Source organism: Stenotrophomonas sp. PS02300, from assembly GCF_029959395.1.
GTDB lineage: Bacteria > Pseudomonadota > Gammaproteobacteria > Xanthomonadales > Xanthomonadaceae > Stenotrophomonas > Stenotrophomonas maltophilia_AD.
Genome location: NZ_JASCOP010000007.1, coordinates 1 through 23,443, shown reverse-complemented (window position 1 = coordinate 23,443; position 23,443 = coordinate 1). Strand labels below are relative to the sequence as shown.

Here is a 23,443-nt window from a genome sequence, read left to right as displayed (position 1 = left end):
TCTGTCATCGGTCCCGGCCCGCCGTCATTGGCGTGCACCGCCCACGGCCGAGCGCGGCGCGGCGGCGGCCACGTCATCGGCGCGGTTGTGCAGGCCCTGCAGGTAGCTGCCCAGTGCCTGGATTTCCTGTTCGGTCAGCGACTTGGCGATGGTCGCCATGATCTGGAAGTGCGCCTTGTCGGTCTGCTGGGTCACCCCGGCCTGGTACTCCTGCAGCCGTCGCGCCACGTACGAGGCGTGCTGGCCCCCCACATGGGGGTAGGCCGGGCCCGGGTTGCCGGCACCGGTGGGGCCGTGGCAGGCCATGCACGCCGGAATGCCGCGCGAGGCATCGCCGCCGCGGTAGAGCTGCTGGCCGATTTCGTAGAACTTCTTGTCCTTGTAGGGACCTTCGGCCACCAGGCTGTCGTCGGCAAGCCCGGCGCTGGCCTTCTGCGTTGCGAAATACGCACCGATGTCGCGCATGTCCTGCGGGCTGAGGTCCTGTACGAACGGCACCATCGCCGCCGAGGCCCCGGAGGTGCGCTGGCCGTTGGCGATCAGGGCCATCTGCTGGGCGACGTAGCGCTCGCTCTGGCCGGCGATGCTGGGGTACATCTCCACCGTGGCGTTGCCATCGGCCGAGTGGCAGGCCGCACACGCGGCAGCCTTGGTCTGGCCCGCCTTGGCATCGCCCCAGGTGGTCTTGCTGAAATCGACTTCGAGCGACGCCGTCCTCACCGGCGTGTTGTCCGGCAGCGGGGTCACTGCGGTCTGGGCATAGGCAACAGCGGCGAGCAACGATACAGCGACAGCGGAAACGGCAAGAACGCGAGCATGGCGCATGCGGAAGCTCCGTGTGGACCGGCCTGGCGTGTGCAGGCTGCACACGCGGGGATCGCCCGATTATCCATGCCGTTTCACGCCGGGGTCAACGCGGCAGTGCGGCAAAACCCGTGACCGGCAGCACGCGTGGGGCCCGGACATGCGATCCTATGCCCATGTCATTGCTCCTCGAACGCGCCCATTACCTTCTCTCGGCCCACAATACCCGGCAATTGCCGGACGACGTGGGGGCCGAAGTGGCCTTTGCCGGCCGCTCCAACGCCGGCAAATCCAGTGCCCTCAACGCCCTGACCCGCCAGAACAGCCTGGCCCGGGTCTCCAAGACCCCCGGCCGCACCCAGCAGCTGGTGTTCTTCGAAGTCACCCCGGACGCCAAGCTGGTCGATCTGCCCGGTTACGGCTACGCCAAGGTGCCGCTGGACCTGCAGGCGCACTGGCAGGCCTTCATCGACCAGTACTTCCGCACCCGCGAGGCACTGCGCGGGCTGGTGGTGGTGATGGACATCCGCCACCCGCTCAAGGACTACGACCGGCAGATGCTGGCCTATGCGGTCCGGCGCGGGCTGCCGGCGCACGCGCTGCTGACCAAGGCCGACAAGCTCGGCCGTGGCCAGCAGGGCATTGCCCTGCAGAAGGTGCGCAAGGAGCTGCAGTCCGCATTCGGCGACACCGTCAGCGTGCAGACCTTCTCCGGCCCGGCCCGCCAGGGCGTGGACGAGGCACGCGGGATCATCGGCGGCTGGCTGGGCCTGAACAAGCCGGCGCCCGAGGCGCCGTAAGGCGTCACCCGCCACCCGACCAACGGTCGGGTGCTACCGCGCCGGCAACGGCGCGAATTCGCCCGGGACCCACGCGAACGCGCTGCTTTCCCGGCGGACATGGCCCAACCCCGGGAACGGCAGGTGGGCACCGGCGACCCACCAGCCTCCATCCGCCGCCTGCGCCATCATCGCGCGGCGGCTGGCAATGGCCGCCGTGCGGTCGCTGTCGGCTTCGAATGCGGCCTGTGGCTGGGCGAACTGCACGGCGTGGAAGTGCACGATGTCGCCCCACACCAGGACTGCCTGCCCCTCACCGCCCTCGATCTTCCAGGACACATGGCCCGGGGTATGCCCGTGGCTGTCCAGCGCGGTGACGCCGTTGGGCAGCGCCTGGCCGGGGCTGAAACGGTGCAGCTTGCCGCTGGCCACGTAGGGCGCCACGGCCTTGCGCGCCAACGCGAAGGCAAAACGCACGCCCTGCGGCGCGCCGGCTTCGCTGGCCGGGTCCAGCCAATAGGCCGCATCGGCGTCGGACAGCCACACGGTGGCATTCGGATACGCGACCTTGTCCTGTGCATCGAGCAGGCCGCACAGGTGGTCGGGGTGGGCGTGGGTGAGCAGGACATCATCCACGTCGGCCGGGTCGTAGCCGGCCTTGCGCAGGTTGCCCAGCACCTGGCCCAGCCCCGGCCCGAAGCAGCCGGCGGTGCCGGTGTCGACCAGGGTGAGGTGGTTGCCGCGCTGGATCAGGTAGGCGTTTACCGCGGTCTGCAGGCCTTTGCCGTCTTCGGGGACGTAGCGGTGGTCGAGCAGGCGGGTCACCGCGCCAGGCGCGATGCCGACCAGTTCCGAGCGGCCCAGCGCAACGGTGCCATCGAACAGCGCGGTGACTTCCAGTTCGCCGATCCGTTGGTGGTAGACGCCGGGCACCTGCTCACGCGGGTGGTGGGTGGTGGTGGCGAACGCAGGTGCGGCAACCGTGGCCAGCAGCAGGGCGGTGGCAAGTACACGCACACGGGGGAAGGACATGGTCGTTTCCATACAAGGCGGCAGCGCCGCGGTGCCTGCATGGTGCGCGGGGCGGGCGCGGCGTTCCGCTCAGAATGCGCGGCGAAACGCTCGCGGTGCGCTCAGCTGTTGCCGATTGCTGTCGGTTCCAGCCCGTAGCGCGCGGCGAAGCGCTTGCTGAAGCTGCCCGGCGAGCGGTAGCCGACGCGGGCAGCCACGGTCTTGAGCGGCAGCTGCGTGGTGTAGAGCAGGTTCATGGCGTGGGCCAGGCGTGCATCGGCGATCAGCTCGCGCACGCTGGACTGCTCGCTGGCCAGGCGCCGGCGCAGGGTGGCGCCGCTGAGGCCAAGCTGGGCTTCGAAATCACGGGATTGCCAGTCGCGCTCGGGCTGGGCGGCAATCAGGTCGCGGATGCGTTCGCCCAGGCTGGGTTCGGGCGCCACCAGCAGGCTGCCATGGCCACGCCGGCAGAAGGCCAGCACCAGCGAGGCCAGGGCCAGGCGGGCGTCGGTGTACTGGGCGTGCTCCAGTGCCTGCCGCCATTGGCGCAGGGTGTCGGCATGGTCGTGCAGTGACAGCTTGGCCAGTGCGTCGCCGGCCTCGGGCAAGGGCTCGTTCCACAGCACGCGCGCGGCCGACAACGCTTCGGCGCACAGCGGCACGATCGCGCTGAGGTACAGCCCGCTCTGCGGGTCGGGCGTGTTGACTACATCGATCCGGCAGCGGCGGGTGATCAGGAACAGGTCGCCGGGCACCAGCTGCAGGGTCTGGTGTGCGGTGCGCACCTGCTTGCGCCCCTGCAGCAGGATGGCGAACTGCGGTTGCGGGATGTCCACCGACTGGGCGCCGTGTTCGCGGCGCGCGGTGATGCACGCATACCCGCCCGCGCGCTGGCAGTCGGCAAGGCTGGCCATCTCGGCCAGCAGCGGATCGGGGGTAACGGGCATGTCCATTGCGGTGCAGTATCGGCCAAGCGGGCGCGCCCTGCTGCTGCCGGGCACCGGGCCCGACGCGCGCAAGCCAGGCGCGGCGGGCATGGCAGGCGGTCAAGTCCCATCCAATAGGATGCAGAAAACCGTCACGGTGGCATGACGGCCGGAACGGCCACCCTATACTGCGCCCTTGCGATGCAGGGCGATCAGCCCCACATCCCCGTCCAGTCCAGAATCCCTGCGAGCCTCCCCTTGTCGAGCCCCAGCCACGTCGCCGAGACGCCGATCACCGACCGCAATGAACTGGTCGCCACGTTGGCCTCCGGCGAAAAGCCCAAGGCGCAGTGGCGCATCGGCACGGAACACGAGAAGTTCGGCTTCCGGCTGGACGACCTGCGCCCGCCCACCTTTGATGGCGAGCGCGGCATTGAAGCGCTGCTGACCGGGCTGACCCGCTTCGGCTGGGCGCCGGTGCAGGAGAACGGCCGCACCATCGCACTGCTGCGCGACAACGCGTCGGTCACGCTGGAGCCGGCCGGGCAGCTGGAGCTGTCGGGTGCGGCGCTGGAAAGCATCCACCAGACCTGCGTGGAAACCGGCACGCACCTCAACGAGGTGGCGCAGGTGGCGGCGGAGCTGGAGCTGGGCTTCCTGGGCATGGGCTTCCAGCCGAAGTGGACGCGCGAGGAGATGCCGTGGATGCCCAAGGGCCGCTACCGCATCATGCGCGACTACATGCCGAAGGTGGGTTCGCTTGGGCTGGACATGATGACGCGCACCTGCACGGTGCAGGTGAACCTGGATTACGCCACCGAAGCGGACATGGTGAAGAAGTTCCGGGTGTCGCTGGCGCTGCAGCCGATCGCCACGGCGCTGTTCGCCGATTCGCCGTTCACCGAGGGCAAGCCGAATGGTTACCTGAGCTACCGCTCGCACATCTGGACGGACACGGATGCGGACCGTACGGGCATGCTCGACTTCGTGTTCGAGGATGGCTTCGGTTACGAGCGTTACGTGGATTACCTGCTCGATGTGCCGATGTACTTCTCTTACCGCGATGGCGTGTACCACGATGCCAGCGGGCAGAGCTTCCGCGATTTCATGGTGGGCAAGCTGCCGGTGCTGCCGGGCCAGCTGCCGACGCTGCGTGACTGGTCGGACCACATGACCACGGCGTTCCCGGAAGTGCGCTTGAAGAAGTACCTGGAAATGCGCGGGGCCGATGGTGGTCCGTGGGCGCGGCTGTGTGCGCTGCCGGCATTCTGGGTGGGGTTGCTGTACGACGATGCGGCGCTGGATGCGGCGTGGGACCTGGTGCGTGACTTCAGCCTGGTGGAGCGCCATGCGCTGCGCGATGGCGTACCGAAGCATGCGCTGAACCTGCCGTTCCGCGGTGGCACGGTGCGCGACCTGGCGGCCGAGGCGTTGAAGATCGCGATCGCGGGCCTGAAGCGACGCGCGGCGCGCAATGCGGATGGGCAGGATGAAAGCCACTTCCTGGATGTGCTGCAGGAGATCGTGGCGTCGGGCATCACCCCGGCCGAGCGCAAGCTGGCGCTGTACCACGGTGAGTGGAACCAGAGCGTGGACCCGGTGTTCAAGCAGTTCGCTTACTGAACAACCGGAACCGGTAGGTGACGACCGTTGGTCGTCACCTTGTCGAACGCAAGCGTTATGCCGCCAACGTCGCCATGTCGATTACGAAGCGGTAACGCACATCGTTCTTCGCCATGCGCGCCCAGGCTTCGTTGACGGTCTTGATGTCGATCACTTCCACGTCGCTGACGATGTTGTGTTCGGCACAGAAATCCATCATTTCCTGGGTTTCGGCCATGCCGCCGATCGCCGAGCCGGTCACGTGCTTGCGGCCGAAGATCACGCTGGAACCCATCAGCGGCGGGTCCAGTTCGGTGATCACGCCGACCAGGCACATGGTGGCATCACGCTTGAGCAGCTGCATGTACGTGTTGGTGTCGTGGCTGACCGGGATGGTGTTGAGCAGGAAGTCGAAGCTGTTGGCGTGGGCCTTCATCTGCGCCGGGTCGCGCGAGACCAGCACTTCATCGGCACCCAGGCGCTTGGCATCGGCACCCTTTTCCGGGGTGGTGGTGATCATCACCACGGTGGCGCCCATGGCCTTGGCGAACTTCACGCCCATGTGGCCGAGGCCACCCAGGCCGATCACGCCGACCTTCTGGCCGGGGCCGACCTTCCAGTGGCGCAGGGGGGAGTAGGTGGTGATGCCGGCGCACAGCAGCGGGGCGGCGGCCTTCAGGTCGAGCGTCTCGGAGACCTTCACCACGAAGCGCTGTTCAACCACGATGTGGTCGGAGTAGCCGCCGAAGGTGAGCTGGTCGCTGCCGCGCTCCTTGCTGTTGTAGGTGTAGGTCGGGCCCTTTTCGCAGTACTGCTCCAGGTCGTGGTCGCAGGCGTCGCAATGGCGGCAGGAATCGACCATGCAGCCGACGCCGGCGAAGTCGCCGACCTTGAAGCGGGTGACGTTGGCGCCGACTTCGGTGACCCGGCCGATGATTTCGTGGCCCGGCACCATCGGGAACTGGGCGCCGCCCCAGTCGTCGCGGGCCTGGTGCAGGTCGGAGTGGCAGATGCCGCTGTAGAGGATCTGGATGCGGACATCGTCGGCACCGACCGGGCGGCGCTCGAAGGAGAACGGCACCAGCGGCGCGGTCTGGTCATGCACGGCATAGCCATGGGCGAGGGACATGGGGATATCCTGGGATTTATGGAAAGGCGCTTTACAATACGCCCGCTTCCCATGGGTATACAGTCAGTATATCGGCATGATTCATCAAGGCAGACTGCACAATCGTGGCTACTGACAACCTGACCCACCTGGCGGCGTTCGCGGCGGTAGCCCGTCACCGCAGCTTCCGCCGTGCCGGGGCGGAGCTGGCGCTGTCGACCTCGGCGGTGAGCTATGCGATCCGCGCGCTGGAAGAGCGGTTGGGGGTGGGGCTGTTCCACCGCACCACCCGCAGCGTGGCCCTCACCGAGGCCGGGCAGCGACTGCTCGACCGCCTGCAGCCGGCGCTGGGCCAGGTGCACGACGCGCTGGAGGAGATGAACCACTTCCGTGCGGCGCCGGCCGGGCTGCTGCGCATCAATGCCACCCGCGCGGCGGTGCATACCGAGCTGGGCCCGCGCCTGGCGCATTACCTGCGCGCGCACCCGGATGTGCGGTTGGAGGTGGCGCAGGACGATGGGCTGGTGGATATCGTGGCCGAGGGCTACGACGCGGGGGTGCGGCTGCATGAGTTCGTGCCGGAAGACATGGTGGCGGTGCCGCTGGGGCCGCCGCTGCGCGGGCTGATCGTGGCCTCGCCGGTTTACCTGCAGGACCGGGCGGTGCCACTGCACCCGCGCGAGCTGGTGGAGCATGAGTGCGTGCGTTTTCGTTTCGCCAGCGGCCATCTGTACAAGTGGCAGTTCGAGCGCGATGGCCAGACCCTGGACATCGATGTGCCGGGCCGGCTCACGCTGGGCGACCAGCACACCATCCTGCAGGCGGTGCTGGACGGCCTGGGCCTGGCCTACGTGCTGGAGGATGCGGCGCGCCCTTACCTGGACGATGGCCGGCTGGTGGCGGTGCTGGAAGACTGGAGCGAACCGTTCGCCGGCTGGGTGCTGTACTACCCACGCCAGCGGCAGATGTCCTCGGCATTGCGCGCGTTCGTGGATATGCTGCGCGGGACCGATTGAGAAAGGGGAACCTGCATGATCCGTTCGATCCTGGTGGTGCTGTGCATGCTGGCGTTGCTGCTCCCCGGGGCGGTGCAGGCCACTGCGCAGATTCCGGACACGATCGAGGTGAACGGCGAGAAATTGCCGCTCAACACCAATCCACTGTCCGCGCATCTGGAGCGGATCGGCTGGGCGCCGCCGGAAGACACCGTGGCATCCAGCGCGAACTGGCGCGGCTACGTGGCCCGCTGGCGCATCGACCAGGACCAGCTGGTGCTGGCATCGGTGACCATCGCAGTGTCCCTGGAGGAAACCAAGGAGCTGCTTCCGACCCTGTTTCCCGACGTCGCGCGCGTGGTGGCCGACTGGTACAGCGGTACGCTGGTGATCCCCGATGGAAGCCAGATCCGGTACGTGCACATGGGCTATGGGTCCACCTACGACCACTACCAGCTGATCCGGGTGGAGGCCGGAAAGGTGGTCGAACGCCAGGCGATGGACGCTGCGGCGTTCGCGGCCTACCGCGCGGCGAAGTTCGAGGCCTACCAGAAAACAGCGGAATTCCAGCGCGATTTTGCCGACGCCCGCAAAAACGGCATGTCCAAGCGCGAGGCAGATGATTTCCTGCGCTCTTTTTCCGCCGAACAGTACCTGTCGCACTGATGACGCGCGTCAGTCGCTGATCTCGTCGTAGCCACGGCCGAGGAACTGCAGCAGGCAGAAGCCGTGGCCGAACGGATCGGCGAGCAGGGCGATGCGTCCCCAGGCGTGGGTTGCCGGCGGCTGTTCCACGCGTGCGCCTGCGCCTACCGCCCGTGCCAGGGCGGCTTCCAGGTCATCCACCACCCAGTCCAGGTGCAGCGGCGTCCAATGCCTGCGGTAATCGCGGCGGTCGCGCACCTGTGGCGTGGCCTAGCTGCCTGATGCCTTGGCCAGCAGGTAGATCGGTGCCGGTCCACCCAGCAGTTCCACGCCGTCGCTTCCGAAGCGCCGTCCCGCGCGCAGCTCGAACGCACGCGTGTAGAACGCCAGCGCCGCATCAAGATTGTCGACATCGATGTTGACCAGAAACTCCATGCAGGATCCTCAAAAGGCAAGCAGCCGCCCAAACGCCATCGTAGAGCCAGGCCCTGCCTGGCTGCCCCATTAAGTACATTTACTGACCATCGCCGGCCTGAATGGTGCAACCATGGTTTGCAGTCTGGCGGACCCCGCACCACTCCCTTGAGCTCGGCCACCCCGGAGCACCGGTCATGTCGTTCTCCCTGCCGTCCCGCAACACCCTCTTCATCCTCGGCCTGCCGACACTCGTGTTGGCGTTCGCCCCATGCGCCCACGCCGTGGAACCGCTGGACACCTTCAGCGTACATGTCAGCGGCTATGTGACGTCGTTCGATACCGAGATCCGTGCCGATGGCGAAGGCAGGCGGGGTACCGACATCGACCTGCACCGCGACCTGGGGCTGGGCGACGACAACCTGGTCGCCACCGTCGGCCTGACCTGGCGCCCGTGGGAAAAGCATGAGTTCGCGCTCTCGTATTACACGCAGAGCGCCGATGCGACCCGCCAGATCAACCGCGACATCGAGTTCGACGGAACGCTCTATCAAGCGTCCAGCACGATACGCACCGATGTGGATATCGATGCCTACGAGGCGTCCTATACCTGGTGGGCGGCATCGCACGACCAGTGGGCATTGGGTCCGCGCGTCGGCCTGGTCTGGTACCGCATGGAACTGGGCATCAAGCTGGATGTGGACGTGGGCGGCAACCAGGGCGGTGGCGCGGCCAGCAGCCGGGTATCGGCCGATGTGCCCGCGCCGATGATCGGCGGCGGCTGGCGTTGGACGCCGGCGGACGACTGGCGCCTTTCCGCCGACGTGGGCTACTTCACCGTCAGCGTGGATGACATCGACGGCGACATCTACTTCGGGCGCGCCGGCGTGGAATGGTTCCCCTGGGAGCGCACCGGATTCACCCTCGACTACACCTACACCCGGATCGAGGCAGACGCCGACAAGGACAGCTTCAGCGGCAACGTCGACTTCAAGGACGCCGGCCTTCGGCTGGGTTTCGTGTACCGGTTCTGAGGCTATGAGGCGAGTAGTTTGCGGATCTGCGCTTCGGTGGCCGCGTAATCGCCTTCGCCGAAATGCCGGTAGACGATGCGACCTTCCTGGTCGATCAGGTACAGCGCCGGCCAGTACTGGTTTCCGTACGCGCGCCAGGTCTGGTAAGCGTTGTCCTGCGCCACCGGCCAGGTGACACCGAGCCGCTTCACTGCCGCCTCCACGTTGCGCGGCAGCTTTTCATAACCGAACTCGGGGGTGTGCACGCCGATCACGGTCAGCCCCTGGCTGGCGTAGGTGTCATGCCACCGCTTCACGTGCGGCATCACGTTGAGGCAGTTGATGCAGGAGTAGGTCCAGAACTCCACCAGCACCACCTTGCCGCGCAGCTGCCTCAGCGATTGCGGCGGGCCGTTGAGCCAGTGCTCGATGCCGGTGAACTCCGGCGCCTGCGGCGCCGGCATGTTGGGGCTGGGCGGGACCGGGTCGGCCGCTGCGCCCGGCGTACAGGCGCTGGCGGAGATGCACGCGGCCAGCAGGGTGATGATCGGGCGAAGCATGCGCATGGTCCATCTCCTCAGGCGACCGAGAGCTGCACGTCGATGTTGCCGCGCGTGGCCTTGGAGTAGGGGCAGGTGCGGTGTGCTGCGTCCACCAGTGCCGAGGCCTGTGCGGGGTCCATGCCGGGCACGCTGATCCGCAGCCGTGCCTGAAGCTGGTAGTCCTCGCCGACCATGCCGAGGTCGACTTCGGCATCAACGGCGGTGTCGGCGGGCAGGGTCAGGTTCAAGCCGCGCGCGGCCTTCGCCATCGCGCCCTGGAAGCAGGCCGACCAGCCGGCCGCGAACAGCTGCTCGGGATTGGTGCCCGGCTTGCCGCTACCCGGCGGGGAGAGGGCGATGTCCAGTTGGCCGTCGTCGCTGTACGCGCGTCCGGCGCGGCCGCCGACGGTGTGGGTCTTGCCGGTGTACAGAATCTTGTCGATTGCATTCATGGGGATTGCCTCGGTGTGGATGAAGGGGGCGGATCAGAGTGCAGCGGCATCGATCACCGCTTGGACGAACGCCTGCGGTGCTTCCTGCGGCGGGTTGTGGCCCACGCCGCCCTGCAGCAGGCGATGCTCATAGGGACCGGTGAACTTGGCGGCATAGGCCTCGGCCTTGGGGTGCGGCGCGCCGTTGGCATCGCCCTCCAGGGTGATGGTCGGCACGCCGATGTTCGGCGCCTGTGCCAGCCGCTGCTCCAGTGCAGCGTACTTCGGCTCGCCGTCGGCCAGGCCCAGGCGCCAGCGGTAGTTGTGCACCACGATGGCCACGTGGTCGGGGTTGTCCAGCGCGGCGGCGCTGCGCGCGAACGTGGCGTCGTCGAAGCGCCACTGCGGCGAAGCCAGCTGCCAGATCTGGCGGGCGAAGTCGTGCGTGTAGCGTGCGTAACCGGCCTGGCCGCGATCGGTGGCGAAGTAGAACTGGTACCACCACTGCAGCTCGGCCTGCGGTGGCAGCGGCGTCTTGCCTGCTTCCTGGCTGCCGATGAGATAGCCGCTGACCGAGACCAGCGACTTGATCCGCTCCGGCCACAATGCGGCAACGATGTCGGCCGAGCGCGCACCCCAGTCGAAGCCGGCCAGGTTGGCGCGCGGGATGTGCAGGGCATCAAGCAGGTTCAGCACATCGGAAGCAAGCGCGGCCGGTTCGCCATTGCGCGGCGTCTGCGCCGACAGGAAGCGGGTGCTGCCATACCCGCGCAGGTGCGGCACGATCACCCGGTAGCCCTTGGCCGCCAGCTGTGGCGCCACCTCGGCATAGGCATTGATGTCATAGGGCCAGCCGTGCAGCAGCACGACCACCTCGCCGTCGGCCGGGCCCAACTCGGCATAGGCCACGTCCAGATCGCCAGCGACGACATGCTTGTTCGCTTCCAGTGCATGGGGGGCAGGCGCGGCGGCGGCCGAGCCGATTGCCGTCAGGGCCACGGTCAACAGCGCGGCGGCTACGCGCAGGGACAGGCCCCGGCGACCGGCGGAGGGGGAGGTGGAACCGATGTGTGCAATGGCGTTCATGCAGGTGTCCTCGGGGTGGGCGGCCAGCGGAGGAGCCGCCGGCGTTGGAGGCCATTCAACGCCCGGCCCGTATCCGGCAGGTGTCCGCCAACCCGGAGATTTGTTGCCTTACCGCACCACAGCGGGGGGTGATACACAGTCATACAAATGGATGCCCCCGCGTTGGCGCCGGGCCGCGTTGGCGGCGATACCATGCGTCCACGGGCCCGCAGCGGGTCACCGATGGCCACCACGCGGAGCAGGCATGACCACCCATACCGACCACATCCTGGTTGTCGATGACGACGCCGATATCCGCCAGCTGGTGGGCGACTACCTGCGCCGCAACGGCCTGCGCGTGAGCCAGGCGGCCGACGGGCGCGAAATGCGCGCCACGCTGGAGACCAGCGACGTGGACCTGATCGTGCTGGACGTGATGATGCCGGGCGAAGACGGGCTGTCGTTGTGCCGCAACCTGCGCGCCGGCAAGCACCGCGCCGTGCCGGTGGTGATGCTGACCGCGCGCGATGATGAAACCGACCGCATCATCGGGCTGGAAATGGGCGCCGACGATTACGTGGTCAAGCCGTTCTCCTCGCGCGAGCTGCTGGCGCGCATCACTGCGGTGATCCGGCGCGCGCGCATGCTGCCGCCGAACCTGCAGGTGAGCGAGGCCGCACGGTTGATCCGCTTTGGCAGCTGGCGGCTGGATACCAGTGCGCGGCACCTGCTGGATGAGGCCGGCACGGTGTATCCGCTCAGTGGCGGCGAGTTCCGCCTGCTGCGGGTGTTCATCGACCATCCGCAGCGCGTGCTCAGCCGCGACCAGCTGCTCAACCTGACCCAAGGGCGCGACGCCGAACTGTTCGACCGCTCCATCGACCTGCTGGTCAGCCGCCTGCGCCAGCGCCTGGGCGATGGCGCGCGCGAACAGACCTTCATCAAGACCGTGCGCAGCGAAGGCTATGTGTTCAGCCAGCCGGTCGTACTGCTCGACGAGGACGCATGAACGCTGCCGTGCAGCCCCGCAGGTTCTCCTGGTTGCCGCGCACGCTGGGTACGCGGCTGCTGTTGATCCTGGCGGCCGGCATGCTGCTTGCCCATGGCCTGTCGTTCGCGCTGCTGTTCCAGGAGCGCGCCACCGCCACGCGCGCGATGATGTTGAGCAACATGGAGGATGACGTGCCGCTCAGCGTGGCGCTGCTCGAGCATCTTTCTCCGGCCGAACGCACGGCGTGGCTGCCGCAGCTGGAACGGCGCACTTACCGCTACCTGCTGCGCCCCGCACAGCCGGGCAGCGCGCTGGCCAGCGAGCGTGCACGCCAGGTGGCCGGGTTGATCGATGATTCGCTGGCACACCGCTATGCATTGCGCCCGCGCGCGGTCTCGGCGTCGCCCGAGCGCTACGAAGTGGAGCTGACCCTGGCCGATGGCCAGCCGTTGACCATCGAAGTCACGCCTTCGCTGCTGCCGATCGCGCGCTGGCTGCCGTGGGTGCTCGCCGCGCAGGTGCTGCTGTTGCTGGGCTGCGTGTGGCTGGCGGTGCGCCTGGCCACCCGCCCGCTGGTACGGCTGGCCGACGCCGCCGACCGCCTGGACGTGGCCGGGCAGGGCGATGCGATCAGCGAACAGGGACCGCAGGAAGTGGCGACCGCGGCACGCGCGCTGAACGCGCTGCAATCGCGCGTGGCCGCGCATGTCAGCGAACGCATGCAGATCCTGGCGGCGATCTCGCACGACCTGCAGACGCCGATCACGCGCCTGCGGCTGCGCATTGAATCGCTGGAAGAGACACCCGCGCAGGAGCGCCTGCTGGGCGATGTGACCCAGCTCAGCCAGCTGGTGCGCGAGGGCATCGATTACGCGCGCAGCGCAACCGTCAGCATGGGCACCCCGGTGCAGCTCGATCTGCCCGCGTTCCTCGACAGCGTGGTGGGCGACTACGAGGAGGTGGGCAAGCCGGTGCGGCGCGTGGCCGGTGCCCAGGCCACGCTGCAGACCCACCCGCAGGTGCTGCGGCGGGTGGTGCAGAACCTGATCGACAACGCGCTGGCGTACGCCGGCAGCGCCGACGTGGGTCTGACCATAGGCGCGCAGGGCGGGGTGAGCATTGATGTGATGGACCGCGGGCCAGGCATCCCCGAGGCGTCACTGGCGGCCGTGCTGCAGCCGTTCCATCGGCTGGAGCCTTCGCGTGGGCGGACCAGCGGTGGAACCGGGCTGGGTCTGGCCATCGCCGACCAGCTCAGCCGCGCGCTGGGTGGGCGGTTGACCCTGGCCAATCGGGAAGGTGGCGGGCTGCGCGCAGCCTTGGAACTGCCACGGGAAAATGCTGCAGTGCGCACAAAGTCGGCGCTTGAATCGATCTAAACTGGCCCCTCGATGATCTGGCATGGGAGGGCAGGGCATGGGGGTTCGCAGCACGATGATGGTGGCCGCAGCACTGGCGGCAGCGGTTTCGTTTGGCGCGGTGGCCGCGCCGATGTCCGGCAACCCGATCCTGCCCGGCTGGTATGCCGATCCGGAAGCGGCGGTGTTCGGCAAGACCTATTGGATCTTCCCGACCAGCTCGCGACCCTATGCCGAGCAGACCGCGTTCGACGCGTTTTCGTCGCCCGACCTGGTGCAGTGGACCCGGCATCCCGGGGTGCTGAAGATCGAAGCGGTCTCTTGGGCCAAAGAGGCCTTGTGGGCCCCGTCGGTGGTGGAGAAGGACGGAAAGTACTATTTCTTCTTCTCCGCCAATGACATCAAGAATGACAGCGAAGTGGGCGGCATTGGCGTGGCCGTGGCCGACCGGCCCGAGGGCCCGTACCGCGACCTGCTGGGCAAGCCGCTGATCGGCTCATTCCGCAACGGCGCCCAGCCCATCGACCAGTTCGTGTTCAAGGACGACGACGGCACCTGGTACATGCTCTACGGCGGCTGGAAGCACGCCAACATCGTGCGGCTGAAGGACGATTTCACCGGCATCGAGCCGCTGCCAGATGGCACGCTGTACAAGGAAATCACCCCCGCGCCGGAGTATGTCGAGGGCTCGCTGATGTTCAAGCGCGGCGGCCGCTACTACTACATGTGGTCCGAAGGCGGCTGGGGCGAGCCGGATTATTCGGTGGCCTACGCCATCGCCGACGCGCCCACGGGGCCGTTCAAGCGGATCGGCCGGATCCTGCAGCAGGACCCGGCCATTGCCACCAGCGCCGGCCACCATTCGCTCATCCATGCGCCCGATGACGACAGCTGGTACATCGTCTACCACCGGCGCCCGCTGGGGAAGACCGGCCGCAATGAACGTGCCACCGCCATCGACCGCATGGAGTTCGATGCGCAGGGGCACATCCTGCCCGTGAAGATGACCCACGATGGCGTGCCGGCGCATCCGTTGCCCTGAGGCGGATGCCCTTCCTGCGACCGCCGCAGCCGGTTTATGGCAAAGTTGCCCATGGCTTACCCGCCATGGGTACAAGGAGAGCAGGGATGATGAACAGGAGTGTATGGGTGCTGGCGCTGGGCCTGATGGCCGGCACGGCGATGGCCGACAGCGTACGGTTCGGCAACAACCTGGTGAACTCGGGCGACAACGCAGGCAGGGTGACCCAGGTGGCCGGCAAGCCGGACCGGGTGATCCAGGAAGAAAGTGACCAGGGCGGAAACCTGGGCGAGCGCTGGGAGTATTACCAGTCGCGCAAGACCATCCAGATCGTTTTCCGGGACGGCCGGGTCACCGCCATCCGCGAAATCTTCAACTGATCACGCGCCGGGCGGACCATTCGTCCGCCAATGCGTCCGGCAGCCCTGCAATGTGCCATGCTGCACGCCATCTACAGGGAGCATGCCGTCATGGCCAAGGGTCTGGACAAGCAGAAAGAGCAGAAGAAAAAACCTGCCAAGACTGCGAAGGAAAAGAAGGCGGAAAAGAACGAGAAGAAGAGCACGCGCGGTTTCGCGCCGACCTGATCGCTTCCGTTCGCTTCACCCCCTTCACAACGTAGCCGACCCACCCCGGCAAGTACAAATACCGGTCCCGAAGCCGTGCAAGTTCGGTTTCGTGGCCGGCGCCGCTGAAGCATCCTGTCCCACCGGAACCGGGTAACTCCGATGCCGTTGCTGAGCTTCACCGACTTCGAGGCCTACGCCGACGCGCTCGCGGGCGTGGATGGCCTGATGCGCGTGACCGGGCCGGTGGGTCGGGCCTGGACACTGGACATCCTGGATGCCGGTGACGTCACCGCGATGCTCGGCCAGGATGGCGCCCCGGCGCTGTACAACGGGCTGAGCCAGCCCGGACGTTACGTGGTGCACATCTCGTTGCCCGGCAGCGACGCGTTCATGCAGGGGAGCGCGACCGCTGATGACCAGTTCGTCTGGTTCGCCCCCGGTGTCGAGGTGCACGGTTTTACCCGCACGCAATCGAAGTTCATTGCGCTGGACATGGATACCACTGCGGTAGTGCAGCGCGCGCGCGAAGTGGCCGAACTGTTCGACGACCATATTGATCGCACCTACGCAGTGAATGTCGGCCGTGCCGAGATGGCACCGGTCATCACCCTGGTCACCCGCGCGCTGGCGATCCACCGGCAGACCCCCAGCGTGTTCGACGAGCCCAGCGTGCGCCGGTCGTTCAGTGGCCAGGTCATCCACGCGCTGCTGCGCTGCATGGTGCTGGCCAACCCCGAAGCCGTGCGGCGCACCCGAGGGCGGCCGACATTGCCGCGCAACGAAATCATCCGTCTCAGCCTGGACCACATCCACAAGAGCATCCGGGGGGAGGCGGTGATCGGTGACCTGGTGCTGAGCGCCGGCACCTCGCAGCGCTCGTTGAGCCGCGCATTCGATGAAGTGTTCGGCATGGGGCCGCACCAGTACTTCATGCTGGAACGGTTGCACGTGATCCGCAAGGCGCTGCGCGAGGCCACCCCGGGCGATACCGTCACGTCGGTGTGCGCACGGTACGGGGTGTGGGACCAGGGGCGTTTTGCCGGCATGTACCACCGCACGTTCGGCCTGCATCCGTCGATGGAGCTGGCGGCGGCGCTGGACTCATGGCGGGCCAACATGGCCGGCCGAAGCAAGCGCTGAGGCGCCAGCTCTCCTGCTCAGCCGGCCCCGGCCAGCACCGCGCGCACGCGCGTGGCCAGGGAATCGACGGTGAACGGCTTTCCGATCAGCTGCACGCCCGGGGCGATCACGCCATCGCGCTCCAGCGCGTTGCGGCTGTAGCCAGTGGTGAACAGCACCTTCAGGTCCGGACGGCGGCGCAGGGCCTCGTCGGCCAGCTGGCGCCCGTTGATTTCCGGCATCACCACATCGGTGAACAACAGCGCGATGGCCGGGTGGGTGTCCAGCAGCGACAGCGCCGTGGCCGCGCCTTCTGCGGCCAGCACGTCGTAACCCAGCGCGGTGAGCGCTTCCACCGAAAACTGCCGCACCACCGGTTCGTCTTCCACTACCAGGATCAACTCGCGGCCGCCGCCCGGCACGATGGCATCGCGCACCGCAGGCACGTACGCTGCCGCCGGTTCGGCGACCAGGCGCGGCAGATAGAGCCTCACCGTGGTGCCTTCGCCGGGCGTCGAGCACAGCTTCACATGGCCGGCAGACTGCTTCACGAACCCGTATACCTGCGACAGCCCCAGTCCGGTGCCCTGGCCGACCTGCTTGGTGGTGAAGAACGGATCGAATGCCTTGGCGATCACTTCCGGCGACATGCCGGCGCCACTGTCGGACACGGTGATCAGCACATACTCGCCGCTCGGAACCTCCGGATGCGCCGTGGCGTTGCCTGGATCGATCACGCAGTTGGCGGTCTCCACGCCCAGATGGCCGCCCCCGGGCATGGCATCGCGGGCGTTGACCGCCAAGTTGAGGATGACGTTTTCCAACTGATTGGCGTCGGCGAAGGTCAACCACAGGTCGGCGGCCAGCACGGTCTGCAGGCGGATGCTGCCGCCGAGCGAATGCACGAACAGGTCGGACATGCCCACCACCAGCTGGTTGGCATCCACCGGTACCGGCTGCAGCGGCTGCTGGCGCGAGAAGGCCAGCAATCGCTGGGTCAGCTGTGCGGCACGGTTGGCGCCATCGATGGCCATGTCGATGTAGCGGTTGATGAGTGGGTCGGCGTCGCCCAAGCGCAGCGACAACAGATCCAGCGGGCCGATCACCGTGGCCAGCATGTTGTTGAAATCGTGCGCGATGCCGCCGGTGAGCTGGCCTACCGCCTCCATCTTCTGGCTCTGCCGCAGCGCATCCTCCACCCGGGTGCGCTCGGCCACCTCTTCCAGCACGCGGCTTTCCAGGTGCTCGTTGAGTTCCTGCAGGCGCGCTTCGGCGGCCTTGCGCGCGGTGACTTCAATCGCCACGCCGACCACGCGCACGCAGCGGTCGCCCTCGAAATGGCCGCGCCCCTTGGCCGCAACCCAGCGCACCACGCCATCTTCCTTGCCGATGGTGCGGTATTCCACGTCGTAGAGCGCGCGCTGCGCCGGATCGGCGGCCGCCGCGAAGGCGGCGCTGGTGGCCTCGCGGTCGAGCGGATGCAGGCCGGCGTAGAAGTCACCCATGCCGACCTCGACATCGGCGGAGATCCCGAACATCGCCTTGGTGCGGGGCGGCCAGATCAGTACGTCGTGCACCAGGTCCACGTCCCAGAAGCCCATGTCGCCGGCTTCGGTGGCAAAGCGCAGGCGTTCTTCGCTCTCTGCCAACGCCGCCTCGGCCACCTTGCGGGCGGAGAGGTCCAGCATCGCGCCGATCATGCGCAGCGGCTCGCCGTCCACGCCGCGCAGCACCGCACCGCGGTCGAGCACATCGGCGTAACTGCCGTCGCTGCGGCGGAAGCGGTACTCGCCGTACCAGACCGTGCCGTCGCTTGCGATCACCGCATGGATATCGGCATCGACGCGCGCCCGATCCTCCGGGTGGATGTGGTCGAGCCACCACTGCGCGTCGGTTTCCATCCGGTCATGGCCGAACAGATCGGCCAGTGCCTCGTTCCAGATGACCTGGCCGTCTGCCATGCGCCAATCCCAGATCGCATCGTTGGTGGCGCGCGCCGCCAGCCGGTAGCGCTCTTCGATTTCCTGATGGCGTGCTTCGGCGGCCTTGCGCTCGGTAATGTCCAGCGAGGTGCCGATCAGCCCGATCACGGTGCCGTCGGCATCGCGCAGCGGCGCCTTGGTCGACAGCCAGTGTGCGCGGCGGCCGTCGGGGAAATTGATTTCCTCCTCCAGCTGCTGGGACTGCCCGGTGGCCATGATGCGTTCGTCAGTCGCCATGACCGCGGCTGCCTGCACCGGATCATTCAACAGTTCGGCATCGGTACGCCCGACGTACTGCTCCGGTGGCAGGCCGATCAGTTCGGTGGTGCCGTGGTTGCCGATCAACAGCCGGCCTCCGCGGTCCTTGGCGTACACCACGCCCGGGGCAGCATCCACGAAGGAGCGCAACAACGTCTGGGCCTGGTCGCGCTCGCTCTCGATCTGGCGGCGCTCGTCGATGTCGATCAGCACGCCCTGGAACCCGGTAGCGCGCCCTTCGGCGTCCAGGTCGACCCGGCCGATCGCTTCTATCCAACGGTACTGGCCTTCGGCGTTGCGCGTGCGGTACTGGTGCGCGTAGCGGCCGCCGCGCATCAGCGCCTCGCTGATGGCCGTTGCCAGATCGGCATGGTCATCCGGATGCACGGCCGACAGCATCTGCTCCAGGCGCAGCTCGCGGTGGGCGGCACCAGGGTCCAGGCCAAACGCATGGGTCAGCGCCTCGTCGACGGTAAGCCGGTCGTGGGTCACGTCCCAGAACCACGTCCCCACGATCGCGCCGGCGGCAAGCGCCATTTTCACCCGCTCGGTGTCGCGCCCGCTGTGCTTGTCTGTGGGATCGGTAACGTTCAAAGAGGTCTCGCGGGCAAAGTGGGGCGTGCGCAGGCCGGCTAGATTATCTGATCGCGTGTAGCGACCATGAAGACGGATCCCCCCGGGCCGGGGCGCGAGCTGAAGCCTTCATCCCGGATCACCCAGTGCCGCGCGCCGCGCCCGGTAGACCTCCGGCGTCTGCGGCTTGACGAACAGCGCCACCAGCTCCGGGTACTCCTGTTTCACCGCGCGTTCGATACGGGTGATGCACGCCTCGATCTGCGGGGTGGTGCGGTCGTCTTCGAATTCGGCGCTCAGCATCGCCACGACCTGGTCCGGGCCCATCTGCATGGTGGTCACGCCGTTGGCGCTGCGCAGGTCGGCATCGGTGTTGGCCACGGCCATGATGCGTTGTGCCACGTGCGGGTGGGCCGGCTCGCCGACCAGCAGCCCCTTGGTCTCGCGTGCCAGAAGGAACGCGGTGGCCGCCAGGACGCCGGCGATGCACAGCGAGGCCACGCCATCGAGCACCGGCATGTCCAACCACTGCGCTGCGGCCAGGCCGATGGCGGCGAACGCCAGGCCGAGCAACGCGGCACTGTCTTCCAGCAACACGGTGAAGGTGGTGGGGTCCTTGCTGCGCCGGAAGGCTTCGAAATAGCCCTGTGAGCCCTTGGTCGCGCGGAACTCGCGCAGTGCCACCCACCATGAAACGCCTTCGAACACGAACGAGATGCCCAGCACCACGTAGCTCACCGTGTGGTTGGTGGCCGGTTCCGGGTGACGGATGTGCTGGATGCCTTCATACGCCGAGACCCCCGCGCCGGCCGCGAAGACCAGCAGGGCCACGATGAAGCTCCAGAAATACAGTTCACGGCCGTAGCCGAACGGGTGCACGGTGTCGGGCTTTTTCTCGGCGCGGTGCAGGCCGTACAACAGCAGCAGTTCGTTGGTGGTGTCCACCAGCGAATGCACCCCTTCGCTGAGCATTGCCGAGCTGCCCGACAGCCCGGCGGCCACGAACTTGGCGATGGCGATGCACAGGTTGCCGACGAGCGCGGCGTAGACAACCAGACGGGAGCCGGACGGCGTGGCCATGTCAGCAGGGAACGCGGTGGATCAGGAGCGCAGCGTGACCACCGGCGCGGCGGCGCGCAGCGCGGCCGGGGTGCGCAGCATCGGTGCGGGCGCGCTGCTGGCGTCCAGGCGCGCATGGCTGATCGCCTGGTGCGAGCCACAGCGCTCACAGCGGAACAGCGCGCCACCGGGCAGGTGGATCAGCTGGCTCGATCCGCACGAGGAGGTGGTGCCGCAGCTGCAGTCCACGGTGAGGGACAGGATGCGTTCGACGCTGCCGGAAGCGGCGTAGTTGGCTTCGAACGAGCGGACAACGAAAGGAGGGGCATCGGGCATCGTCGGTCCGCGGCTGGGGTGGGGTTGGGATGAGCATCCATGGCCAGCCGTGACGGCGCCGTGCAGCGCCGCTCGCCCGGTTGTGTATACTATCCCCCAGTATAGTTCTCTGGTCGCGCTGCCGTGCCTCACTCCCCGGAAGAAAAGAAGAAGGTCCTGGCCCGGGTGCGGCGCATCCGCGGCCAGTGCGACGCGCTCGACCGCGCGCTGGAAGTGGGCGCCGAATGCGGTCCGGTACTGCAGCAGATCGCCGCCATCCGTGGCGCGGTCAACGGGCTGATGTCCGAAGTGATGGAAGCCCACCTGCGCGAAGAATTCGGCCAGCCGGCGCAGTCCGATGTGCAGCGCGCCGAGCGCGTGCGCGACATGAGCGCGCTGATCCGTTCCTACCTGAAATGAGCGTGCGCTTCGCCGCGCGCTGTCCCGCCTTGTCATCTGTCCTGGAGACCTCCCCATGAAATCCCGTGCTGCCGTTGCCTTCGCCGCTGGCGAACCGCTGAAGATCGTCGAGATCGACGTCGCCCCGCCGCAGAAGGGCGAAGTGCTGGTGCGCATCACCCATACCGGGGTCTGCCACACCGATGCCTTCACCCTGTCCGGCGATGATCCGGAAGGCCTGTTCCCGGCCGTGCTGGGCCATGAAGGCGCCGGCATCGTGGTGGAAGTGGGCGAGGGCGTGACCAGCGTGAAGCCGGGCGACCACGTCATTCCGCTGTACACCGCCGAATGCGGCGAGTGCCTGTTCTGTACTTCCGGCAAGACCAACCTGTGCGTGGCCGTGCGTGCCACCCAGGGCAAGGGCGTGATGCCCGACGGCACCACCCGCTTCTCCTACAACGGCCAGCCGATCTACCACTACATGGGCTGCTCCACCTTCAGCGAATACACGGTGGTGGCCGAGGTCTCGCTGGCGAAGATCAACCCGGAGGCCAACCCGGAGCATGTGTGCCTGCTCGGCTGTGGCGTGACCACCGGCATCGGCGCGGTGCACAACACCGCCAAGGTGCAGGAAGGTGATTCGGTGGCGGTGTTCGGGCTGGGCGGCATCGGCTTGGCGGTGATCCAGGGTGCGCGCCAGGCCAAGGCCGGTCGCATCTTCGCCATCGATACCAACCCCTCCAAGTTCGAACTGGCCAAACAGTTCGGCGCCACCGACTGCATCAACCCGAAGGACTTCGACAAGCCGATCCAGCAGGTCATCGTGGAAATGACCACCTGGGGCGTGGACCACACCTTCGAATGCATCGGCAACGTCAACGTGATGCGCGCGGCGCTGGAATGCGCGCACCGCGGCTGGGGCCAGTCGGTGGTCATCGGCGTGGCCGGTTCGGGCCAGGAAATCTCCACCCGCCCGTTCCAGCTGGTCACCGGCCGCTCGTGGAAGGGCACCGCCTTCGGCGGCGTGAAGGGTCGCAGCCAGCTGCCGGGCATGGTCGAAGATGCGATGAAGGGCGATATCGAACTGGCGCCGTTCGTCACCCACACCATGGGCCTGGACGAGATCAACGAAGCCTTCGACCTGATGCATGAAGGCAAGTCGATCCGCTCGGTCGTCCACTACTGATCACGGCGGGAATGCCCATGGAACGCATCGAACACCGCGCCGCCTTCGGCGGTTGGCAGGACGTGTACCAGCACCGCTCGGCGGTGCTCAACTGCGAGATGAAGGTGGCGGTGTACCTGCCGCCACAGGCGGCCACGCAGAAGCTGCCGGTGCTGTACTGGCTGAGCGGGCTGACCTGCACCGAGCAGAACTTCATCACCAAGGCCGGCGCGCAGCGGTACGCGGCCGAGCACGGGGTGATCCTGGTCGCGCCCGATACCAGCCCGCGCGGCGATGACGTGGCCGATGCCGAGGGCTACGACCTGGGCAAGGGCGCGGGGTTCTACCTCAACGCCACCGAGCAGCCGTGGGCGGCGCACTACCGCATGCACGACTACATCGTTGACGAGCTGCCGGCGCTGATCGAGGCGCACCTGCCGGCCACCGGCGCGCGCAGCATCAGCGGGCATTCCATGGGCGGCCACGGCGCGCTGGTGATCGCGCTGCGCAACCCTGGGCGCTACCGCAGCGTGTCGGCGTTCTCGCCGATCGTGGCCCCGACCCGGGTGCCGTGGGGGCAGAAGGCCTTCAGCGCTTACCTGGGCGAGGATCGTGCTGGCTGGGCGCAGTGGGATGCCAGCGAACTGGTGGCCACGGCCACCGAGAAGCTGCCACTGCTGGTCGACCAGGGCGCCGGCGATGAGCTCCTGGACAGCCAGCTGCAGCCGCAGTGGCTGCAGGCCGCGTGCACGGCGGCGGGGCACCCGCTGCAGCTGCGGATGCAGCCGGGGTATGACCACAGCTATTACTTCATCGGGTCGTTCATCGGCGAGCACATCGCGTATCACGCCAAGGCGTTGTACGCCTGAGCAGGCGCAGCCACGCAGGGCGTGGCTCTACCGCAGGTGGGTTCGGTCGTCTGATCGCGTAGAGCCACGCCCTGCGTGGCTGTACCGCATCAGGCGTCTTCTTCTTCCGCCGCTTCGCGGCCCTGCTGGCGGATCAGCGCTTCTTCGCGCGCGTCGTTGATCGCGTGGCGCACGCTGTCCAGGTCGATGGTGGATTCGTCATGGACGAATTCACCGGTCAGCGGGCTGTCCGGCAGCAGTTCACCGGCCTCGAACAGCGCCCACATCTCTTCGCCGTACCAGGTGTCCAGCAGCTCCGGGGCCGAGCGGCCGAGGTAGGCGGTGAGGTTGTTGACGTCGCGCAGCAGCATGCTGCGCGCGGCATTGTTGCCACCGGCACTCACCACCTGCGGGAAATCGCTCACCACCGGCCCCACGGGGCCCCCCAGCA

The 23,443-nt window shown here is 67.4% G+C and carries 24 protein-coding genes and 2 pseudogenes; 14 read left to right on the top strand and 12 right to left on the bottom strand.

All coding sequences use genetic code 11. The annotated features are described in order from the left end of the window. Window positions 1-24: 24 nt before the first annotated feature. Complete coding sequence (locus tag QMX79_RS03065) at window positions 25-825, bottom strand: c-type cytochrome (protein WP_282244246.1); 801 nt, start codon at window positions 823-825, stop codon at window positions 25-27. Between the two features lie 155 nt (window positions 826-980). On the opposite strand from QMX79_RS03065, the gene yihA reads away from it, so the two are divergent. After that, window positions 981-1,604, top strand: coding sequence for a ribosome biogenesis GTP-binding protein YihA/YsxC (yihA, locus tag QMX79_RS03060; RefSeq protein ID WP_282244244.1), 624 nt, complete (start codon window positions 981-983; stop codon window positions 1,602-1,604). A 33-nt stretch (window positions 1,605-1,637) separates the two neighbouring features. Here the strand turns inward: yihA and QMX79_RS03055 are convergent, their stop codons facing one another. Continuing rightward, complete coding sequence (locus QMX79_RS03055; RefSeq protein ID WP_282244242.1) at window positions 1,638-2,615, bottom strand: MBL fold metallo-hydrolase; 978 nt, start codon at window positions 2,613-2,615, stop codon at window positions 1,638-1,640. A 101-nt stretch (window positions 2,616-2,716) separates the two neighbouring features. Next, a complete protein-coding gene (locus QMX79_RS03050; protein ID WP_282244240.1) occupies window positions 2,717-3,547 on the bottom strand; it encodes a helix-turn-helix transcriptional regulator in 831 nt (276 codons plus the stop codon). Window positions 3,548-3,778: 231 nt separating this feature from the next. Here QMX79_RS03050 and QMX79_RS03045 point away from each other — a divergent pair, with 231 nt between their 5' ends. Beyond that, the gene (locus QMX79_RS03045; protein WP_282244239.1) at window positions 3,779-5,143 is read left to right on the top strand and encodes a glutamate--cysteine ligase; all 1,365 of its coding nucleotides are present in this window, start codon (window positions 3,779-3,781) and stop codon (window positions 5,141-5,143) included. Window positions 5,144-5,198: 55 nt separating this feature from the next. Here the strand turns inward: QMX79_RS03045 and QMX79_RS03040 are convergent, their stop codons facing one another. Next, complete coding sequence (locus QMX79_RS03040; protein ID WP_282244238.1) at window positions 5,199-6,251, bottom strand: NAD(P)-dependent alcohol dehydrogenase; 1,053 nt, start codon at window positions 6,249-6,251, stop codon at window positions 5,199-5,201. A 104-nt stretch (window positions 6,252-6,355) separates the two neighbouring features. On the opposite strand from QMX79_RS03040, the gene QMX79_RS03035 reads away from it, so the two are divergent. Then, on the top strand, window positions 6,356-7,246 hold the full coding sequence (locus tag QMX79_RS03035) for a LysR family transcriptional regulator (RefSeq protein WP_282244237.1): 891 nt from the start codon (window positions 6,356-6,358) through the stop codon (window positions 7,244-7,246). Window positions 7,247-7,261: 15 nt separating this feature from the next. Further along, complete coding sequence (locus QMX79_RS03030; RefSeq protein ID WP_282244236.1) at window positions 7,262-7,891, top strand: hypothetical protein; 630 nt, start codon at window positions 7,262-7,264, stop codon at window positions 7,889-7,891. A gap of 9 nt (window positions 7,892-7,900) precedes the next feature. Here the strand turns inward: QMX79_RS03030 and QMX79_RS03025 are convergent. Beyond that, window positions 7,901-8,305: pseudogene (locus QMX79_RS03025) on the bottom strand (VOC family protein). A 176-nt stretch (window positions 8,306-8,481) separates the two neighbouring features. Between QMX79_RS03025 and QMX79_RS03020 the strand changes: the two are divergent. After that, window positions 8,482-9,318, top strand: a complete 837-nt coding sequence (locus QMX79_RS03020; RefSeq protein WP_282244235.1) for a hypothetical protein — start codon at window positions 8,482-8,484, stop codon at window positions 9,316-9,318. A 2-nt stretch (window positions 9,319-9,320) separates the two neighbouring features. On the opposite strand, the gene QMX79_RS03015 is transcribed toward QMX79_RS03020, so the two are convergent. Genes QMX79_RS03015 through QMX79_RS03005 form a run of 3 tightly spaced genes read right to left on the bottom strand, consistent with a single transcriptional unit; the run spans window position 9,321 to window position 11,356 of the window. Then, the gene (locus tag QMX79_RS03015) at window positions 9,321-9,863 is read right to left on the bottom strand and encodes a thioredoxin family protein (protein WP_282244234.1); all 543 of its coding nucleotides are present in this window, start codon (window positions 9,861-9,863) and stop codon (window positions 9,321-9,323) included. A gap of 11 nt (window positions 9,864-9,874) precedes the next feature. Continuing rightward, window positions 9,875-10,291, bottom strand: a complete 417-nt coding sequence (locus tag QMX79_RS03010) for an organic hydroperoxide resistance protein (protein ID WP_282244233.1) — start codon at window positions 10,289-10,291, stop codon at window positions 9,875-9,877. A 33-nt stretch (window positions 10,292-10,324) separates the two neighbouring features. Then, window positions 10,325-11,356, bottom strand: coding sequence for an alpha/beta hydrolase (locus QMX79_RS03005; protein ID WP_282244232.1), 1,032 nt, complete (start codon window positions 11,354-11,356; stop codon window positions 10,325-10,327). Between the two features lie 244 nt (window positions 11,357-11,600). On the opposite strand from QMX79_RS03005, the gene QMX79_RS03000 reads away from it, so the two are divergent. From QMX79_RS03000 to QMX79_RS02975, 6 genes are all read left to right on the top strand, one after another. Then, entirely contained in the window at window positions 11,601-12,344 is a 744-nt protein-coding gene (locus QMX79_RS03000; protein ID WP_282244231.1) for a response regulator, read from the top strand. Then, entirely contained in the window at window positions 12,341-13,705 is a 1,365-nt protein-coding gene (locus QMX79_RS02995; RefSeq protein WP_282244230.1) for a HAMP domain-containing sensor histidine kinase, read from the top strand. Before QMX79_RS03000 ends, QMX79_RS02995 begins: the two co-directional genes overlap by 4 nt. Window positions 13,706-13,742: 37 nt before the next feature. Continuing rightward, window positions 13,743-14,726, top strand: coding sequence for a glycoside hydrolase family 43 protein (locus QMX79_RS02990; protein WP_282244229.1), 984 nt, complete (start codon window positions 13,743-13,745; stop codon window positions 14,724-14,726). Between the two features lie 89 nt (window positions 14,727-14,815). Further along, window positions 14,816-15,085 (top strand): DUF2845 domain-containing protein, encoded by a 270-nt coding sequence (locus QMX79_RS02985; protein WP_282244227.1) that lies wholly within the window; start codon window positions 14,816-14,818, stop codon window positions 15,083-15,085. Between the two features lie 57 nt (window positions 15,086-15,142). Then, complete coding sequence (locus QMX79_RS02980) at window positions 15,143-15,292, top strand: hypothetical protein (protein ID WP_282244225.1); 150 nt, start codon at window positions 15,143-15,145, stop codon at window positions 15,290-15,292. 141 nt (window positions 15,293-15,433) lie between these two features. Further along, window positions 15,434-16,414, top strand: a complete 981-nt coding sequence (locus QMX79_RS02975) for an AraC family transcriptional regulator (RefSeq protein WP_282244223.1) — start codon at window positions 15,434-15,436, stop codon at window positions 16,412-16,414. A gap of 17 nt (window positions 16,415-16,431) precedes the next feature. On the opposite strand, the gene QMX79_RS02970 is transcribed toward QMX79_RS02975, so the two are convergent. The 3 genes from QMX79_RS02970 to QMX79_RS02960 all read right to left on the bottom strand — a co-directional run bounded on the left by QMX79_RS02970 (window position 16,432) and on the right by QMX79_RS02960 (window position 20,601). After that, the gene (locus QMX79_RS02970) at window positions 16,432-19,227 is read right to left on the bottom strand and encodes a PAS domain-containing protein (RefSeq protein WP_282244221.1); all 2,796 of its coding nucleotides are present in this window, start codon (window positions 19,225-19,227) and stop codon (window positions 16,432-16,434) included. A gap of 108 nt (window positions 19,228-19,335) precedes the next feature. Beyond that, window positions 19,336-20,286 (bottom strand): cation diffusion facilitator family transporter, encoded by a 951-nt coding sequence (locus tag QMX79_RS02965; protein ID WP_282244219.1) that lies wholly within the window; start codon window positions 20,284-20,286, stop codon window positions 19,336-19,338. Between the two features lie 21 nt (window positions 20,287-20,307). After that, window positions 20,308-20,601, bottom strand: a complete 294-nt coding sequence (locus tag QMX79_RS02960) for a hypothetical protein (RefSeq protein ID WP_282244217.1) — start codon at window positions 20,599-20,601, stop codon at window positions 20,308-20,310. 123 nt (window positions 20,602-20,724) lie between these two features. Here QMX79_RS02960 and QMX79_RS02955 point away from each other — a divergent pair, with 123 nt between their 5' ends. The 3 genes from QMX79_RS02955 to fghA are packed head-to-tail and all read left to right on the top strand — an operon-like array spanning window position 20,725 to window position 23,013. Next, the gene (locus QMX79_RS02955; RefSeq protein ID WP_282244215.1) at window positions 20,725-21,000 is read left to right on the top strand and encodes a metal/formaldehyde-sensitive transcriptional repressor; all 276 of its coding nucleotides are present in this window, start codon (window positions 20,725-20,727) and stop codon (window positions 20,998-21,000) included. A 55-nt stretch (window positions 21,001-21,055) separates the two neighbouring features. Continuing rightward, entirely contained in the window at window positions 21,056-22,165 is a 1,110-nt protein-coding gene (locus tag QMX79_RS02950; RefSeq protein WP_282244214.1) for an S-(hydroxymethyl)glutathione dehydrogenase/class III alcohol dehydrogenase, read from the top strand. Between the two features lie 17 nt (window positions 22,166-22,182). Next, window positions 22,183-23,013, top strand: a complete 831-nt coding sequence (gene fghA, locus QMX79_RS02945) for an S-formylglutathione hydrolase (RefSeq protein ID WP_282244213.1) — start codon at window positions 22,183-22,185, stop codon at window positions 23,011-23,013. Window positions 23,014-23,102: 89 nt separating this feature from the next. Here fghA and QMX79_RS02940 read toward each other — a convergent pair. After that, a pseudogene (locus tag QMX79_RS02940) lies at window positions 23,103-23,443 on the bottom strand (serine protein kinase RIO); the annotation flags it as partial.